The organism is Pseudomonas sp. 13B_3.2_Bac1 (genome assembly GCF_025466205.1).
In the GTDB taxonomy this organism is placed as follows: Bacteria; Pseudomonadota; Gammaproteobacteria; order Pseudomonadales; family Pseudomonadaceae; genus Aquipseudomonas; species Aquipseudomonas fluorescens_H.
In genome coordinates, this window is the sequence record NZ_JANLOG010000114.1 from 1 (window position 1) to 18771 (window position 18771).

Sequence of the window (18771 nt, forward strand, 5' to 3'; positions counted from 1 at the left end):
AGCATATGAATTGGCTGACACGGCCCCTTCGCGAGCAAGCCCGCTCCCACAGGTTTACTTGGATGGTGTCAGGTCCACTGGCTTAGCGCAGGCCAATCACGCTATAGGCCAGTCCCGCTTCATCGGGCCCGCAGCAACTTGCGGTAATCCACCGGTGAGATCCCGCGTGCCTGTCGGAAGGAGTGGCTGAAAGAACTGGCCTGCGAGTAACCCAGCATCAGGGCGATGTTCATGATGCTGGTCTCGGTCCGGCGCAGGTAATGGTCGGCCAGTTCCATGCGCATGGTTTCCAGTACCTGATTGAAGTTTTCCCCTTCGGCCGCCAGTTTGCGCTGCAGGGTGCGCGGTGAAATCGCCAACTGCCGGGCCAGGCTTTTCAAGCTGAAATCGCCGGTCGGCAATTGTTCGGTGAGCAATGCACGCAAGCGATCGGTTACGGAAAATGCCGGGTAGGTCAGGCACAACTGCCAATCGGCCTCCAGCAGCATGCTGCGATGCATGCGCGGGTCGGCGCCCTGGATCCGCGTCGAGAGCGTCGACTCGGCAAACACCAGTGCATTGCTCCCGGCCTCGAACTGCACCGGACAGCCAAAAAAGTCTTCGTACAGCGCCGGCTCGCCGACTGCCGGATGCATCATCCGGACCTCCAGCATCGGCTGGTTACTCGCGATCAACCAGCGGCCGAACGCTGCCCAGCCGACCATCAGGGCTTCCTGATGCAGGGCGCAGTAAGGCTCCAGTTCACTGATGCGCTGATCTTCGAGAGTCACGCGACCGTCGCCGATGACGATCCGGGTCTGGCTGGCAGGGCTGTCGTAAACGATCTTGCCGAATCGCAGGATCATGTTCAGCGACTCGCCCAGTGTCGCGCTGGTCATCAGCACATAACCCAGCACACCGTAGGTGCCCGGGCGCACGGCGGTGCCGACCAACAGACCGAAATGCGGCAGGTTGCTGCAGAGCGCCGCCAGTTCCAGCAAGGCACGCAGTTGGCGCATGGGAATGCGCACAATCGAGTCGGACAACTGCTCGCGTGAGAGTCCGGTCTGCTGCAACAGCCAATCGCCATCGCAGCCGTATTGTTCGGCGACATCGAGGACGTGGTTAACGAAAGCAGCGCTGGAAGTGGCGGGTCGCATGGGGGGAGGGGAAGTCCGGTAATCCGGTGATCTTGCTTTTCCGAAAGGTGAAGAAAGCGACGTCGCCAAGGCGCGCGGCGTCAATAGACCCTACATGCGCCCGATCACCGGAATGCCGGTGCCGGTGACGGCCGACGCTTGTTCCGAGATCAGAAACAGAATGACCGCCGCCAGTTGCGCCGGTGTCACCCAGCGCTGATGTTCGGCGTCGGGCATGGCCTCACGGTTTTGCGGGGTGTCGAGAATGCTCGGCAGCACGGCATTGACCGTGATGCTCATGTCCTTGAGCTCTTCGGCGAGGCTTTCGGTCAGGCGCAGTACGCTGGATTTCGACGCAGCGTAAGCGCCCATGCCCAGCCCGGCTTTGGCCGCCATGCTCGCACCGATGTTGACGATGCGTCCTGCCGAGGATTGCAGCAGCAATGGCAGCAGGGCTTTGCTGGCATTCAATGCGGTTCGAAGGTTCAGCGAGTAGAGCCGATCCCAGGCCTCTATCGCACCGCCCAGCAACGGCTCCCACGCATAGCCGCCGGCGCCGTTGACCAGCGCATCGAGGCGACCGAAATAGCGATTGATCTGGTGGGCGACTTCCTGGCAATCGGCAAAGGAAGTCAGATCAATCCCGGACAGGACCAGTCGATTGTGCGAACTGGGCAGCGTAATCATCGCCCGATCGATCAGCACCAGATCTGCGCCCTGGGCTGCGGCCATGTCCGCCAGGGTCTCGCCGAGATTCCCCAGGGCGCCGGTAATCGCCACAACGCGCCGTGAGAGTGACTGAGTCATCAAGAGTCCTTTCCTTTTTAAGGGCGCATACTCTAATGATATCGGTGACCCGTGGCATGCTTTTGGATGTCAACTTGTTGTGCAAAAGTGCCAAAATTTTATGCCTGGCAAAACAGGCGAAAAGGGTCGTGAAACAGGCGCCAGAAAGTTGGCTTTGGGGGTGCGCAGCCCAGTCAAATCCTGAAAGCCTGGCGACGGTTTGGGCTGGCATTCTTGTCGTGGTTTTTGCGCTACATAATCTATCCATCGCTGCTTGTATTCTTCTTCAAAACAAGGACAAATGGCCGCCGCCATTGCGTCGATCCACCAGTCGTTGAAACGGAAAACCGGACTTTCCCAAAGGTAGTAATGTGAAGCGTGATACCCACCTGGTTGTGCTTTTGTTGTTGGTGATCGGTTGTTCCCTCGCGTCACTGACGGTGTGGAAAGTGTTGGCCTCCCGAGAGCGGGCACTGGAGGAAGTCAACGTTCATGGCTTGAACCTGACCCAGGCGCTGGCGACTTACTCCGAAGGGATCGTCCGCCAAAGTTCGTTGCTGCTGCTTGGACTCGTCGAACGCCTGGAAACCGAAGGTAGCGGCCCTGCGCAGATCCAGCGTCTGAGCGCGCTGGTCAATCGTCAGGAACCGCTGATGCCACAGCTCAGCGGCATTACCATCTACGACAATCAGGGCCGATGGTTGATGTCGTCCAACCGACCGATTCCGGCCGGGGCCAACAGCAGTGATCGTGTTTATTTCATCCATCACCGTGACGATCCAAGCCGCGAGACTTTTATCGGTCCGCCGATCCAGAGCCGCTCCAATCAGGAGTGGGTGATTACCGTCAGCCGCCGTTTCAATGATGCGCACGGCGAGTTTGCCGGGGTGGTGGCGGTGACCCTGGGCGTCGAAAACTTCCTGCGTCTGTTCGGCAAGATCGATGTGGGGCAGGAGGGCGCCATCGGCTTGTCCTACACCGACGGTACGTTGCTGGTGCGCTATCCCTTCCGTGAGCAGGACATGGGGCGCAACTTTTCCAAATCGCCGATTTATGAGAAGTATCTGGTCGATCGATCCGTCGGCACCGCGTCGTTTACTTCCAGCCTGGATGGCGTCGAGCGGCTCTATGCGTTCCGCAAGAGTGACCGGCTGCCGCTGATCACCACCGTCGCACTCGGCAAGCGCGAGGCCCTCGCTGCGTGGCGCATGGAAGCATGGCTCTCGGCAGTAGTCGTCATCGGGCTGCTGGGACTTACCGGGCTCATCGGCTGGTTCCTGATTCTGGATATCCGCAGGCGTACCAGGGCTGAAGATCAATTGCGCGGTACGCAGCAGCAATTGCTCGCATCCAATCGCCAGCTCGAGTTGCTGGCGATGAAGGACGCGCTGACTGGTCTGGCCAACCGGCGCTGCTTCGATGAAAGCCTCGCCATGGAAGCACGGCGCGCGCAGCGTGACGGCACGACGCTGGCGTTGCTGATGATCGATATCGACTACTTCAAACTGTTCAACGACTCATTCGGGCATGTCGCCGGCGATGCCTGCCTGCAGAAGGTCGGCAGAATCCTTGAGGGATGTGTGCGGCGCCCGTCGGATCTGGTGGCACGTTACGGCGGCGAGGAGATGAGCGTGATCATGCCGGCCACCGACAGTGAGGGTGCCGCGGTGGTGGCTCAGTTGATCCTCGAGCGCTTGCAACAAGAGAACATCTCACATCCGTCCAGCCCGTTCGGACGGTTGAGTGTAAGTATTGGCATCGCTACGGCCACGGGCGCGCAACTGGAAAGCCTGCAAGGGTTGATCGAGGTCGCAGATCAGGCGTTGTACAACGCCAAGACGCTGGGGCGTGACCGGTTTGTGCAGGGACTCTGGTGATCTGCGTCGTTGCCGACCCGATGAACTCGTCGATCTGGATTTCGTCATGGTGCATGACTAAAACCGTTGGTCAGCTTTCAATGCAACCTGACTGCCTAGCGACTACTTTTGTGGCTCGGTCGTTAAAGTGACAGGAGGTACCACACAGTATTTAAACGTTGATTCAGTTGGCCTCAATGACGTTGATTTCAGGAAGGATCTTGAATAAGGCGCGGTGCATCGCTCTGGCGAATGTGTATCCAGACTCCCGGTCTGTAACGCAGTGCCCGCCACCTTTTGCTTGTTAAGGAGAACACAGATGGCAATCAGCCGAGTACCCGAAACATCCGATAAAAGCGCGCTCGTCGAAGCAGAGGTATACCGTTGGTACAACCTCTTTTTCCCGTGGTCACGCGGTGTGGCTTCGCAATCCGAAGGCGCCATCAAACCCTTGTACGATGCGCTGGCGAGCGACTTCCGAGTGGTGCTCACGGATGGTCAGATCATGGATCGGGCGGACTACTGGGAGCGACTTTGGGGGCTGTACGGGAAGCGTGTTGGCAGCCCCGAATCGCACATCATCAATCTTTCGATCACGCCTCTGCAGGGCGACCTGTTCCTTACGGTTTTCGATCTCGTCAAAGACGGAATCACCAAGAAGAAAGTCGATTCGGCGCTTATGCGTCTGGACCCCACATCGCCTTCGGGAATCTCGTGGGTTTATGTTCATGAAAGCGAGCATGAGAGTGCGGCTGCGTAGTGGCTGAGGACGCACTAGCCATTCTGATTTGCCGCCATCCAGATGCGCCTGGCAGAAACCACAAAGCCCTGATTATTCAGGGCTTTGTCGTATATAGATGATGTATGCGATGGGTTTTTACGTTAAGTATTTCTAATCATCGATGAAATCTACTTCGTTTTACTTCTTTTAAATATGGATCTGTCCAATCATGTCCTATGCCGCCTCGATAAGGCAATACGGCCCCTCTCTTCGCCTCGAGCCATAGGTTTCCGGGTTCTCAAGAGTTTCATGTTTAGTTCAAGGTCTGCGCAGTCGAATGCTTCTGTTAATTCGAGGGCTGTTACCTGCGTGGGTTTTGAGTAGGGAAATATATTATGGACGTTTGTCTCCAAAGGATTTTAGAGATTGAAGTTGTAAAGGTATCGCAAAATGAACACCGAAAAAGTGCTGGTCCTGAGAACATGCGCCAATAACATGGCCGACCATTGTGGTCTGATATGGCCCGTTTCAGGACCGGTGGAATGCAGGTTTTGGGAGCCGACGAGAAAACTTGAAAATGGGCTGGCTGGCTTGCTTTGGGGCCAAGGGACAAACGCCCATTTGAGCATGCAGGCGGATGCGCGATGGGTTGTGTGCGAAGTGGCGGTATGCGACTTGATATTTCTCGAGGACGACGAAGGCGTCAAGTTTTTCCGTGCAGAAGTCGTTCACGTGGGGACACGAAATAGCGCATTGGATTACATCGCCGATAATGCGGCTGATTATGAAGCGTCGACGAAGAACTTGATTGAGACTTTTGAGTTTCCTGAAGTGCAATCCGAGACAATCGAGACACTTCCCGGGCTCCCGGTTATTGCTGGCAGTCTTCCCGATGTCATCAGTCACCGTACAACTGTAAGGGCTACGCAAAAACTCGAAACAGCGGTTTATGGCAGTACGCTCACTGGCGCCAGTCAGAGCCAGCTCATTGCAGGCTACGGCAGCACTGAAACCGCCGGCGATAGCAGCACGCTTATTGCGGGATACGGCAGTACCGGGACTTCGGGGTCCGACAGTTCGATCATTGCAGGTTATGGCAGTACACAAACCGCCGGAGATGAAAGCTCGCTGATGGCGGGTTACGGCAGCACACAAACAGCCAAGGCAGGTAGCGATCTCACCGCTGGCTACGGCAGCACCGGCACCGCAGGCTCCGACAGTTCACTGATCGCCGGCTATGGCAGCACGCAAACGGCTGGCGGAGAAAGCTCCCTGACTGCCGGTTATGGCAGTACGCAAACCGCCCAGGAGGGCAGCGATCTCACCGCCGGTTATGGCAGCACCGGCACCGCTGGCTCCGACAGTTCACTGATCGCCGGATATGGCAGCACCCAGACTGCCGGCGGAGAAAGCTCCTTGACTGCCGGTTATGGCAGTACGCAAACCGCCCAGGAGGGCAGTGATCTCACCGCCGGCTACGGCAGCACAAGTACCGCCGGTTCGGACAGTTCGCTCATAGCTGGCTATGGCAGTACACAGACTGCCGGTGGCGAAAGTTCTTTGACCGCTGGTTACGGCAGTACGCAAACCGCTCAGGTGGGTAGCGATCTCACCGCCGGCTACGGCAGCACCGGCACCGCGGGTTCCGACAGCTCGCTGATTGCCGGCTATGGCAGCACGCAAACGGCTGGCGGAGAAAGCTCCCTGACCGCCGGCTATGGCAGCACTCAGACAGCCCAAGAGGGCAGTGATCTCACCGCCGGTTACGGCAGCACCAGCACCGCCGGTTCCGACAGTTCACTGATTGCCGGCTACGGCAGCACCCAGACTGCCGGCGGAGAAAGCTCCCTGACCGCCGGTTATGGCAGCACTCAGACAGCCCAAGAGGGCAGTGATCTCACCGCCGGTTACGGCAGCACAAGCACCGCCGGCTCCGACAGTTCGCTGATTGCCGGCTACGGAAGCACGCAAACGGCTGGCGGAGAAAGCTCCCTGACCGCCGGTTATGGCAGCACCCAGACAGCCCAAGAGGGCAGTGATCTCACCGCCGGTTACGGCAGCACAAGCACTGCCGGTTCCGACAGTTCGCTGATTGCCGGCTACGGCAGCACGCAAACGGCTGGCGGAGAAAGCTCGTTGACCGCGGGTTACGGCAGTACACAAACCGCTCAGATCGGCAGTGATCTCACCGCAGGCTACGGCAGCACGGGCACCGCCGGCTCCGACAGTTCACTGATCGCAGGCTACGGCAGCACGCAGACTGCTGGGCAGGAAAGCTCTCTGACCGCGGGTTACGGCAGTACACAAACTGCCCAGGAAGGCAGTGACCTCACCGCCGGTTACGGCAGCACGGCCACCACTGGCCCCGGCAGTATGGTGACTGCCGGTTACGGCAGCTCGCAAACCGCCGGTCACGGAAGTGCGCTGATTGCAGGCTATGGCAGCACCCAGACTGCCGGTTACAAAAGCATTCTGACCTCGGGTTATGGCAGCACTCAGACCGCCCAGGAAAGCAGTGACCTGATTACAGGCTACGGCAGTACGGAAACCGCTGGTTACGACAGCTCGTTGATCGCCGGTTACGGCAGTACGCAAACTGCCGGACACGGCAGCATCCTGACTGCCGGTTACGGCAGTACACAGACCGCACAGGAAGGCAGTTCGCTCACAGCCGGTTATGGCAGCACGAGCACCGCCGGCCCTGACAGTTCGCTGATCGCGGGTTATGGAAGCACGCAGACCGCAGGACACGAAAGCACCCTGACCGCGGGCTACGGGAGTACCCAGACTGCTCAGGAAGACAGTTCACTTACTGCGGGATATGGCAGTACCTCGACCGCTGGATTCAACAGTTCGTTGATCGCAGGTTATGGCAGCACTCAAACAACGGGGTATGAAAGCACCCTGACTGCCGGATACGGCAGCACGCAAACCGCGCAGGACAATAGCTCACTGACCACTGGCTACGGCAGTACGTCGACGGCGGGCTATCAAAGCTCGTTGATTGCCGGTTACGGCAGCACCCAGACCGCAGGCTACGAATCTACGTTGACGGCGGGTTACGGCAGCACGCTCACCGCACTCGACAGCAGTACCCTGACCGCAGGCTACGGCAGTACGGAAATCGCAGGATTTGGCAGTTCGCTGATGGCCGGCTACGGCAGTTCGCAGACTGCCGGTTACGAGAGCACGCTGACGGCGGGTTATGGCAGCACCCAGATGGCGGCGCGCGACAGCACACTCACCGCCGGGTATGGCAGCACCGGGGTTGCAGGACAAGACAGCTCGCTGATCGCTGGCTACGGCAGCAGTTTGACCAGTGGCGTTCGCAGCTTTTTGACCGCCGGTTACGGCAGCACGCTGATCAGTGGACTGCACAGTGTCCTGACTGCCGGGTATGGCAGCAGCCTGACCTCCGGAATGCGCAGCAGCTTGACGGCCGGATATGGCAGCAACCAGATCGCCAGCCATAAGAGTTCCCTGATCGCGGGCCATGAAAGCACGCAGATTGCCGGGCATAAAAGCATGTTGATCGCCGGCAAGGGCAGCTCGCAAACAGCGGGTTCTCGCAGCACGTTGATCGCCGGTGCCAACAGCATTCAGATGGCGGGTGATCGCGGCAAGCTGACTGCCGGTGCCGACAGCACCCAGACAGCCGGCGACCGCAGCAAACTCCTGGCCGGCAGCAACAGTTACCTGACGGCTGGCGATCGCAGCAAACTCACCGCCGGCGACGATTGTGTGCTGATGGCAGGAGATCGCAGCAAGCTGACAGCCGGCAAAAACTGCGTGTTGACCGCTGGTGCCGACAGCCGACTCATCGGGAGCCTCGGCTCAACGCTTTCAGGCGGGGAGAATTCAACCCTGGTCTTCCGCTCCTGGGATGGCAAGCGCTACACCAACGTGGTCGTCAAGACCGGGATCGACGGGGTAGAGGCTGACGTTCCGTATCAGATTGACGAGGACAGCAATGTGCTGGTCAGGGCTGAGGACAACGATGATAGCGGGGTCGAGGCTTCGCGGATTCCAACATAAAATCTTGCTTGGTTGCGGGCGTGAAGATGTCAGGCCTTTGGGTGATAAAGGGCCCGCTCTAGGCGGGCCATGACTTTTCGTACAGATACTGGCTGGCAGCAGGACGTTCAGTGCACCACTGACGGCTGGGTAGCGACCGAGACGGTGAAGATCACCACGAACAGCAAGACGAGTACCCAGAACATCACCACGACTGTCAGCATGACGGCCCTCAAGCTTCGGTAAAGCCAGCGCAACCAATGGCCCTCGGGCTTTGCTTCTGCGTGGGTTCTGAGCACGCTTTTCAAATAAAAGCCGAGGAGGGCAAGCAGCGCGCCGTCAATCAACAGCGCAGGCAGGCCGGCTTCTGGGAAAATGCTGTCCCATCGATAGAAAGACGACCGGCTCAAGAACACTACATAACAAGTGAGGCCACCGTAGGGGATGGCTCTCCACCATTTACCGGCCAGTGCTCCAACCATCAGGCACATGACTACCATAAACGGGTTGAGGAGAATATCGACCATCCATTCCATGACGTTGGGGAAGTAGCCCGGTGAATGGATGCTGCGCCAGATGTGTTCCAACATTGTTCAGATTCCTGCCTTCCTTGGAGTAAGTGCTGCTGCCGTGATTCGGTGTCCCTGCACGGTATCGGCATCTTGTCAGTTTACACACGCGACAAATGAAACAGCCCTGAATATTCAGGGCTGTTTTTTAGTTATTCGCTAACGCCTTAGCCGTCCTTGCTGTAGCCGCTGCCGGCCTCTGTCAGATTCGAATAGAAGATGCAGCCGATCAGTCTCGCGAACAGGCCTAACGTGTCCGCCAGATCCGGGTCGTCGAAAATGACGGCCCTCGAGTCCAATGCACACAACGCGCCCCAAAGTTGCCCGTCGGGAAGAAAAATAGGCGCCCCTGCGTAGCTTTCAATCAAATATTGCTTCACCACAGGACGTGCGGAAAACCTGCCGTCGCGACTTATTTGTGGCACGAAAAGCACCTGCGGGTCTCTGCGAAACTCACTGCAAAGTGTGGTCTCGAGTTCCAGGGTGTCGCCGGTGTTGATCCCAAGCTCGATCGGATCGTAGGCGGAACAGACTATCCAGTCCGTCTCGGTGAATTTTGCGATCGCCGCGAAGCGCGTTCCGGTCATGCGTGTGACGAGCTGCAGAATATTGGTTGTAGCTTCAATTTCAGCGATAGAGGAACGTTCCTCTGCGCTTAGCAACGCTCTGTGAATGGTCTCACTGAGAGGCATGCATTGTTCTCCGGTAATGAATGATCGAGCTGGCGACTGCTAAACGCGCTTGAAACTGCCCATTTTGATTCTAAACATAACGGAGTCGTTCACTTGAAAGGTTCCTGATGGCTGCCATAGCGAAGGATCATTGGCATCAGACGCCAGGGACCATCACCAGCGTTTTAGCTTTGATCAGGCGGGTAATGTTCGGTAATTTATTGAATGTCACACTGAATATAAGGGTGAGGACGTGGAAGGCGTAGAGTTGAACGAAAAGATGCGGCGTGAAGCTGATCGGCTTCTGGCGCAGATTGTCCGGGCAGACTCGATGATCATCGCGGTGAAGGCGGGGGCTCGCGCAGATGGCTTCGTGCTTGGGTTGGAAACCAGTGGGGTTTTGCGTGCCGGCGATGCTGAAAAGCTGTACGTCATTTTTGAAGCGGCGTTGGTAGAGCGTCTGAAAACGCTTTCACGCCCTTGAACGGCCCGTCAGCCTCAGCTTGAAGTGAAGGAAGCAGCGCCTGGATCAACGCAGTTGACGAACACATCTTAGAATTACGGAAACGACAAAGCCCTGAATAATCAGGGCTTTGTCGTACAGAGGAAGGGAGGGATCAGGGGTTTTTTGAAGCTACGGCTACTATCGATATGAGTCAGTTATAGAAGCGGCCAGTCGGATTGATCGGGGCTTTCCGTACGATATATTTTGAGAGGTGTTCACTCGGTAGGAAGATGATTATTGATCGATATTTCCCGCGAATAGATCGTCCATCCAGCCACAGCATTCTTGCGCCAGACGCAGCCGATTGTTGAGTTGCACATGACCATCTGCACCAGTTTGCGCCGGCAACTCGACCAGCGATTTTTGCGTTGATCCAATGGCTGCGTGCCAAGTTCTAGCCTGCTCGGTGAACAGGTCCGATTCGCCACCGCCGAGCAAGGACAGAAACGGTACCGTGACCCGAGCCGGATCGGCGCGCATGGCGCAAGTGCGGTCGACCAGTTCCGTTGGTGTGCGAGCGCCAGCCTTCCAGAAGGTCGTCTGGTAACTGCGCAGCGTGGCTGCAGAAAACGCAGTACTGGCCTGGTTCCTGGTGGCGGCTTGCACTGAACGGGCAAACAGCAGTCCGGCGTCATGTAGTGGAGTGCTGGCGATTACTGTTGCCAGACGGGTTTCGTGCCCGGCTGCACGGCTGACGAAATACCCCCCCAGACTCAACCCCAGCAGGGCAATTCGACCTGGACGGGCACCGAAGCGAATGATCAATTGGTCGATGATGGCGCTTATCGGCTTCTCCGCTTCGGCTTCCCAATACAGACCTTGCGCCTGCAACTCACCTTGGCCGGGCAAGTCCGCGAGTGCCACAGAATAGCCGCGCTCAAGCAAGTTGCGGCCGACGGTGAGGAACAGGTCTTCATGGCACGTGTCCGCGCCGCCAATCACCAGTACTAACGGAGCGTCCGGGTCCGGATTGGCGAAATAATGCCCAGGTAGGCTGGTATGTTTCCACGGGATTTCGAAACGTGTGGCGGGTAGCCGTAGTTCGTCGATGGCCAAGGCGAAGGTGCGTTGATGCTGGGCATACAGCTCGCTGAAACGTTGTCCGGGGCCAGCAAACTGCCAGGCAGACCGATAGCTGGCAAAGGCCTTCAGGCGCATTTCACCGGCGGAGTGTCGCCAGCCTTTGGCCCGCCAGGTGTTGGCTTGTTGATCGAGATAGTTGCCGTAAAGAGCAAAGGCGTTCACCCACGTGTCCGGGTCACCGTCTGTGATCGTTTCAGCGATGTGGTAGACCTGACCGACATCCAGACCGCCGGCTGGCCCCCACCCCAAAGCTGCCATGAAAAACAGATCCATATGCTCGTCGTTGAAACGGTAGGTCATGCCAAGCCGACGGGTCGGGTTCTGCTCTACTTCTGTTACTTGAGGTGTGTGATTCATGGAGTCACCCGTTAGTTGCGATATGGCTGCCATAATAGGCAAGCATTTCGCCTGCCTGTACTCGCATTCCGGGAGAGCGCTCTTGGTAAAAAAAATAAAAGAAAATCAGTCGGATAGCCGTCGATCTCCGTCGCAAACACGCGCGCAGGTCAAGGTCGAACTCATTTTGGAAGCCTCACGGCGCATCCTGGAGCGGGACGGCATCGAGGGCTTTACCACCAACCATGTCGCCGAACTGGCCGGTGTAAGCATCGGCACGCTCTATCAGTATTTTCCCAACAAACAGCGGGTTCTCGATGAACTGGCGTTGCGTGAGCTGGGAGCATTGACTCGCGAGGTGATGACAGTCATCACAAGTGATGGGCCTGTCGTGCCCGGGGCGCGGGTTCGAGCGGTGATCCGTGCGATTGTCAGCGCCTATGGTGGGCGTACCGGGGTGCATGGTGTACTGATGCACTACTTGTTGAGTCGGGGGGCGGGCACGCCGTTGCCGCAGTTGCGCGCAGCGGTCATCCAGTACTTCACTGACACTGGTCTGATTGACGCCAACCACCAGCGGCGCACGCTTGATGAGGCCGAGGCTTTTGTGCTGACTCACGCAATCAGTGGTGTGTTGCGCGCCATGCTCAACGACCCGCAAACCCTTGAACCTGGCAGTCGCCAAGCCATTGAAGATGCTTTGGTACGGATGGTGGTCAACTTCACCTGAGTCCTTTCGATAGCGGCAAAAAACCTGAGTTCGTTTGAAGCAAAATGTCGTTTTTGCCATACCGAATGCTAATTAAATAACTGATTAAAAAGGTTTTTTTGGCTTGATTCAGACCTTGGGGAAAGCGAGTCCAAAAAACTCGCGCTGATTCCTATCATGGACGCCTCAGCCCAATTTCACGGGCCCTCCAAGGTAAACTTCAATGTCCCCGAATTATGTTGGCGGCTCCCGGCTGCCCGGCTTGAATCCGTTCGTCCTGACGCCACTGGCGGTGGTGCTGAGCGTCATGTTGCAGGCAACGCCTGCATTGGCTCAGACCGTCGTACTGCCGACCGGTCAACAGGGCGCCTACACCAATAATCAGACGGGGCAGTCCGGTGCCGCCGGTACCGGCGATGACAAAAATCCCCAGGACGGTAGCCCGGCACCGACCGGCCCAGGACTGGTGGTGCAGATCAACGGCGGCACCACGCTCACCGATAGTGGCGCGGCTCCGACGCTTGGCCTCAGCGTAACCGGTGGCGCGGGCGGTACCGGCAATGGCACCGAGGGCGGCAACAGCGGGCCTGCTGCGGGTTCAGGCGGTTTGGGCGGTACACCCGGGACGTTGTCATTGACCATGAGCCAAGGCTCGCAAGTCACCAGTTCGACCACCGGTCCTGCGGCAGTAGCGGTGCAAAGCGCTGGCGGGCAAGGCGGCTATGGGGGCGGTTTTAATGCCGCTGAAGGTATCGCCGGTACGGCTGGATCCGGGGGTAATGGTGGCGATGTAGACGTCAATCTAGCTGGCAGTATCGTCAGTCTTCAAGGTGCGAATGCCAACAAACCCGGTGCCACCGCGTTACTGGTGACCTCGACCGGTGGAGCCGGTGCCGACTCCAATCCCGACTACTCCGGCTCTGGCCAAACGATAAAAACGGTCGGCGATGCGAATGGCCGTGCCGGCGGTAACGGCGGCAATGGTGGCGCGGTTTCACTGGTTTCCCGTACCGCCTCGTTCGTCTCCGGCGGCTCGGGCATTGTCTTGCTAAGCCAAGGTGGACAGGGCAGCGCAGGGTCGTCAGCCGACGCCAGTGGTGGCACAGCCCATGGTGGTGTTGGCGGTACGGGGGGGAATGGCGGTAGCGTTACCGCCAATATCACTGGAGAGGCACACAATCCCGGCTGGAGGATTTCCGCCGTTGGCTCACCGATCTCCGGGCAGGGTGAGATCGTAAATCTTCCCCTGGGCAACAGTTTCGAAACGTCTTTCCTCAGTGCAGCAGTTGCGGCGCAATCCTTTGGTGGCGACGGCGGAATGGGCGGCACCGCAGAAGGTGCCACCGCCATCGCCGGGCCTGGCGGGGCGGCGGGATCTGGCGGCGCGGTACAAGTGACCCTGGGCGATATCAATGTCAGCACCACGGGTTACACGGCGCCGGCCATTCTGGCACAGAGTATCGGTGGGTCCGGTGGTGACGGAGCGAGCGCTGGCTCGCCGTTCAAAGCCAAGGGTGGTAATGGTGCGCAAGGCGGTAACGGCTCGAACGTCTCCGTTCAAACATTCTCGAGTACTTCCGGCGATGCCTCGCAAACCACGATCACCACCACCGGCAATGACGCCAGTGGCATCGTCGCGCAGAGCATAGGTGGGGGCGGCGGCGCCGGTGGCGATGTCAGTACTGGCAGCGTAATTGCCGGATTCGCCGTCGGTGGCAACGGTGAGATTGGCGGTACCGGTGGAACCGTTACCGTACAAAACGGCGATTTTAATGATGCCAATGGCAAGTTGTTGCCCGGTGCGGTGATTGTCACCAGCGGTGATCGCTCGGATGGCATTTCGGCAATCAGTGTCGGCGGCGGCGGCGGTTCCGGAGGGAACGCTTCGTCGACAGTGGGTGGTGCATTCGCCATGACTATTGGTGGCAAGGGTGGCAGCGGCGGGTCCGCGGGGCAGCGTGGGACGCTGCAAGTGTCTGCCGCCAACAACGGCGTGATTCAGACCTCGGGCGCGCACTCCATTGGTATGCAGGCCATGGCCGTGGGCGGTGGCGGTGGTAATGGTGGCTCCGCCAGCTCACTCGAGGCCGGGGCGCAGGTGGATGTGACTCTGGCCGTGGGCGGCGATGGCAGCAAGGGCGGCAATGCTGGTGACGTATTGGCGCTCAATGATGGCCAGATCCTGACTCAGGGCAGCGATGCCTTTGGCTTGCAAGTGTTGAGCGTGGGTGGCGGGGGCGGCAATGGCGGCGCCAGCAAGGCGGCGGCCTATCAGTTGATCAACAGCTCGGAAGCTCCCTCGCTGGACTTCAACCTTTCCGTGGGTGGCAAGGGCGGCGCGGGTGGTGATGGCGGAAATGTCACCGGTACCAATGACTTCTCGATCGTCACCAACGGTGCCGGTTCCCATGGCCTGCAGGTGCAAAGTATTGGCGGAGGTGGCGGCAACGGTGGCGACTCCCATTCAACCCAACTGAGCACCAAGGGATCGACGCTCAACATCAATCTGGCCATCGGCGGTGATGGTGCCGGTGGTGGCAGCGGCGGTACGGCGACGGCCAACAATAACGGCCTGATCTGGACCATGGCCCGCGACAGTGATGCGATCATTGCGCAAAGCATCGGCGGTGGTGGCGGTAATGGTGGCGTAGGCAGCAGCGACACCGCGCAGTACGCCGACAATGACAGCAAGAAGGCCGGCGAACTGGAACTGGGCATCGGTGGCGGCGGAGGCACAGGCGATACTGGCGGCAACGTCAATGTCAGTAACGCCCAGACGGGCGCGATCATCACCATGGCCGACGGATCCCGCGGCATCTTTGCGCAAAGCATTGGCGGTGGTGGCGGCAACGGCAGCGGCGGAGTGGCCAACGGCAGTTCCGGCACGCTCAACGCCAGGGTCGCGGTCGGCGGCAATGGCGGCAGCGGCAATAACGGCGGTACGGTCACTGTGAATAACGCCGGGACCATCGTCACTGGCGGCGGTGACGCGGCGGCTATCTATGCACAAAGTGTCGGCGGTGGTGGCGGTTCGGGCGGTAATGCTTCCACAGGTGGTGGCGATGATCCTCAGACTCAACTCTTCAAGTATTTGCAGAACTCACTGCCAAGCGTCGTCACCACTTACAGCAATAACACGATGGGCTTTGTGCCCAGTGCCAGTGGGTTGTTCGACAAAGGTGTGCAGAACGTAGTCGACCTGATTAAGGGTTACTACAAGGACAACAGTACCAACGGCGCCAAGCCGCCGGCCAGTGGCGACGGCGGTGGCGATTTGAGCGTCACGCTCAATATCGGCGGCGGTTTCGCCGGCAAGGGTGGCGCGGGTGGCGACGGCAAAGAAGTCAACGTCACCAACGCCGCGACAGGTGCGATCCACACGTTGGGCCCGATGTCTGACGGCATCGACGCCATGAGTATCGGTGGCGGTGGCGGCAGCGGCGGGATGGTGGCCGCTTCGAATAACTCCAGCACTGATCTGAGCAAACTTAACGCCACCATCGCTGTGGGTGGACAGGGTGGCAGCGCCGGCAGCGGTGGCGAAGTCAGTGTCATCAACCAAGGCAACATACAGACCGAGGGTAGTGCTTCGCTGGGTATTTTCGCGGCAAGCATCGGCGGTGGCGGCGGCACGGGCGGCTTTACCACTACCAGCATTCCGGGGGCGACCAATCAGTTGCAGACACTCAACGTCGAGTTGGGCGGTAATGCCGGTGCCACGGGTAATGGCCAGGCCGTGGCCGTTTACAGCATGCCCTCCCTGACGGGAGGTCCGGCGACATTCGTCTCCACTACCGGCAGTTACGCCGCTGGGATCGCCGCCATGAGCATTGGCGGTGGCGGCGGTTTGGTGACCCTGAATGACACTGGAACCAACCCGCAAACCGGGGGCGCCGTCAGCACCGGTGGTTTGCAGATGAGCGGCTTCCAGATGGCCGGAAAATCGGCGGTAGAGGCTTGCGGTGGCACCGTAGCGACTTGCGGCGACGGAGGCCCGGTGCTGGTCATGGCGCAGAATGTCCAGACCAGTGGCCTTGATGCGCATGGCATCGTCGCGCAAAGCATCGGTGGTGGTGGCGGCTGGGTACGTGCCGCAGCCACGGGCGGAAAAGACTATTTCACCGTCGCCAATGGACTGTCCGGCAACGGGCAATCCAGCAGCGTCAATGTGCTGGGCGATGTTTTCACCAGTGGTGCCGGAGCCTTTGGCGTCATTGCCCAGAGCGTCGGGGGTAGTGGATTGCTGGCAGGCGATCTCTCGACTACGGGTAGTGCGGTCGGCGCCTTCACACCGCAAAATCGCAGTCTGTTCAATCTGGGTAGCACGGGCGATGGCGGTGCGGTGCAGGTCGACGTAAAGGCCAACAGCAGCGTTGCGACAACCGGCAGCAACGCCACCGGCATTTTTGCTCAAAGTGTTGGCGGCGGCGGCGGCCTGGTCGCCAGCGATGGCGTGCTCTATATGGGCACCGCCGGAGGGTTGGGCACTTCCGGGCCTGTCACAGTGAAGGTCGAGGGGGCGGTGACGACCACCGGGATCAACTCTCCGGCTATTTTCGTCAACACCGACAGCTCCGCGCCATCGGCTAACCCGGTAAATGTAGATGTGAGCGGTACGGTTAACAGTAGTCACTCCAATGCCATTGTCATCAACAGTAATGCGACCAGCAACACGGTGACCAACAGCGGGCAGATTGGCAGTGATTCCTATGCGGTGGTTGCACAGCGTAATGAGGTCAACGTAAACAATAGCGCAGGTGGCACACTCAATGGCTCGCTGAATCTGGGAAGCGGGGCGCTGGCGAACGATGGTACTTGGGCTCCCGTACTGGGGGGCGTCAGTTACATCGGTTCGATTGTGAACCCGGGCACATTGGTGGTTGGCAGCGGTCTGCAGGCCGGCAACATTTTTACCCCCGACACGATGATCAAAGGCAATCTTGCCAGCACCGGAACATTGCTCAGCCACATTGATTTCGCTGGCGGACAGGCGTCGACACTGGTCGTCGAAGGGACAGCGAATCTGAGCGGCACGCTGAAAGTCGCACCCGTGACCATGGCTTCATCAACCCAACAAGTCATCTCCGCGACCAAAGGACTGACTGTAGATAATCTGGCTGTCCAGGATGACTCCAACTATCTGTATAGCTATAAGTCGCAACTGGCCGACAACACGCTTTCGGTAACACCCGATGCGCAGTTCTCAAGCGCCGCCCACTCGGCTGGCCTGAGCCGCAACGCGCAGCAACTGGCGAACCATTTGCAGGCCAACTTCGACAGTGGCGTGACGGCGCTGGCACCGCTCTACAGCGCACTGGACCAGGTGAAAAACCCGCAACAATACAGTGCGGCGCTGTCCGGCCTGAGTGCCGAATCGCTACAAATGGTTGGCGTTGCACGGTTGACCGCCAGTGAGTCGTTCGTTGATCGGATGAACACGTGCCCGGATGAGCGCGACTTCAACTCGGACAAGCATGAACACGACTGTGTCTGGACCCGGGCCGATGATCAGAACACCCATGTCAACGGCAGCGACGACTCCTATCGCGTCAACGAGCATGTGGTGCAAGTGGGCGGTCAGCACGAGCTTGCGGACGGCTGGTGGGTCGGCGGATCGATGGCCTATAACGACGGCAGTGAGTCGGCCTCCAGCGGCGTCGGCAGTGTCACCGACAATGGGGTAAGCCTCGGCGCAGTGGTCAAACGCGAGATCGGCCAGTGGACTTTCAGTGGTGCTCTCGATGCGGCGCAAGGCAAGTACCAGTCAACACGGCACTTGCAAGTCGGTAATCAGAACCTCGACGCCAAGGGCTCGTTCGATGCCTACAACATTGGCCTGCATTCGCGCACTTCTTATCTGGTCGATGGAGGCAGCTGGTATGTGAAACCCTACGTCGATGTGCATGCGATCAATATCCATACCGATGGCTTCCAGGAGTCCGATGCCGGAGTGCTCGGCCTGAGAGTGAACGCTGGCAACGGTACGATCTTCTCGGCATCACCGATGGTGGAAATCGGTGAACACCTGCGCTTTAGCAACGGTGCTGAAGTGAAACCTTCGGTGGCCGTGGGCAAGGCGTTCTACAGCGGCGATAACTGGAACACGGATATGCGCCTGATCGGCTCCGGCGAAAGTGTGCAGTCGTTCAACAGCGAAATGGCCACGCCTCACCAACTGAATCAGTACAACGCGGGTGTCGATCTCAAGGTCAGCGCGCATTCCGAAGTACGGCTCGACTACACCGGGCAGTCCGGGGATGGTTACCGCATGGGTGAAGGCGCCATTCGGTTCACTCACTTTTTCTGATGAGCGAGTCGGACTCCACCGCATTTTGACGGTGGAGTCCCGACCAGTCGAATCGATAAGGGGCTGAAAAAATGATCAAGAACAGTATCAATGCGG

General features: G+C 58.8%; 11 protein-coding genes. 6 read left to right on the forward strand and 5 right to left on the reverse strand.

What is annotated here, in order from left to right:
• Positions 1–119: 119 nt before the first annotated feature.
• Entirely contained in the window at positions 120–1139 is a 1020-nt protein-coding gene (locus NTD85_RS18725; RefSeq protein ID WP_262142887.1) for an AraC family transcriptional regulator, read from the reverse strand.
• Positions 1140–1229: 90 nt separating this feature from the next.
• Complete coding sequence (locus tag NTD85_RS18730; protein ID WP_003224415.1) at positions 1230–1925, reverse strand: SDR family NAD(P)-dependent oxidoreductase; 696 nt, start codon at positions 1923–1925, stop codon at positions 1230–1232.
• Positions 1926–2275: 350 nt separating this feature from the next.
• On the opposite strand from NTD85_RS18730, the gene NTD85_RS18735 reads away from it, so the two are divergent.
• The 3 genes from NTD85_RS18735 (at position 2276) to NTD85_RS18745 (ending at position 8516) form a co-directional block, all read left to right on the forward strand.
• Positions 2276–3781: a sensor domain-containing diguanylate cyclase gene (locus NTD85_RS18735; RefSeq protein WP_003224416.1), complete on the forward strand. Its 1506-nt coding sequence runs from the start codon at positions 2276–2278 to the stop codon at positions 3779–3781.
• Positions 3782–4079: 298 nt separating this feature from the next.
• Positions 4080–4520: a hypothetical protein gene (locus tag NTD85_RS18740; RefSeq protein ID WP_262142888.1), complete on the forward strand. Its 441-nt coding sequence runs from the start codon at positions 4080–4082 to the stop codon at positions 4518–4520.
• 411 nt (positions 4521–4931) lie between these two features.
• On the forward strand, positions 4932–8516 hold the full coding sequence (locus tag NTD85_RS18745; protein ID WP_262142889.1) for an Ice nucleation protein: 3585 nt from the start codon (positions 4932–4934) through the stop codon (positions 8514–8516).
• A 107-nt stretch (positions 8517–8623) separates the two neighbouring features.
• On the opposite strand, the gene NTD85_RS18750 is transcribed toward NTD85_RS18745, so the two are convergent.
• Entirely contained in the window at positions 8624–9085 is a 462-nt protein-coding gene (locus tag NTD85_RS18750) for a hypothetical protein (RefSeq protein WP_262142890.1), read from the reverse strand.
• A 146-nt stretch (positions 9086–9231) separates the two neighbouring features.
• Positions 9232–9756 carry a GAF domain-containing protein gene (locus NTD85_RS18755; RefSeq protein ID WP_262142891.1) on the reverse strand — a complete coding sequence of 175 codons (525 nt, stop codon included), beginning with the start codon at positions 9754–9756 and terminating at the stop codon, positions 9232–9234.
• Positions 9757–9988: 232 nt separating this feature from the next.
• On the opposite strand from NTD85_RS18755, the gene NTD85_RS18760 reads away from it, so the two are divergent.
• Positions 9989–10219, forward strand: coding sequence for a hypothetical protein (locus NTD85_RS18760; protein WP_103522079.1), 231 nt, complete (start codon positions 9989–9991; stop codon positions 10217–10219).
• Positions 10220–10474: 255 nt separating this feature from the next.
• On the opposite strand, the gene NTD85_RS18765 is transcribed toward NTD85_RS18760, so the two are convergent.
• Positions 10475–11623: an alpha/beta hydrolase family protein gene (locus tag NTD85_RS18765; RefSeq protein ID WP_262142892.1), complete on the reverse strand. Its 1149-nt coding sequence runs from the start codon at positions 11621–11623 to the stop codon at positions 10475–10477.
• A gap of 55 nt (positions 11624–11678) precedes the next feature.
• Between NTD85_RS18765 and NTD85_RS18770 the strand changes: the two genes are divergently transcribed.
• Positions 11679–12389, forward strand: a complete 711-nt coding sequence (locus NTD85_RS18770; RefSeq protein ID WP_262142893.1) for a TetR/AcrR family transcriptional regulator — start codon at positions 11679–11681, stop codon at positions 12387–12389.
• A gap of 202 nt (positions 12390–12591) precedes the next feature.
• Positions 12592–18675 (forward strand): autotransporter outer membrane beta-barrel domain-containing protein, encoded by a 6084-nt coding sequence (locus tag NTD85_RS18775; protein WP_262142894.1) that lies wholly within the window; start codon positions 12592–12594, stop codon positions 18673–18675.
• The last annotated feature ends 96 nt before the right edge of the window (positions 18676–18771 follow it).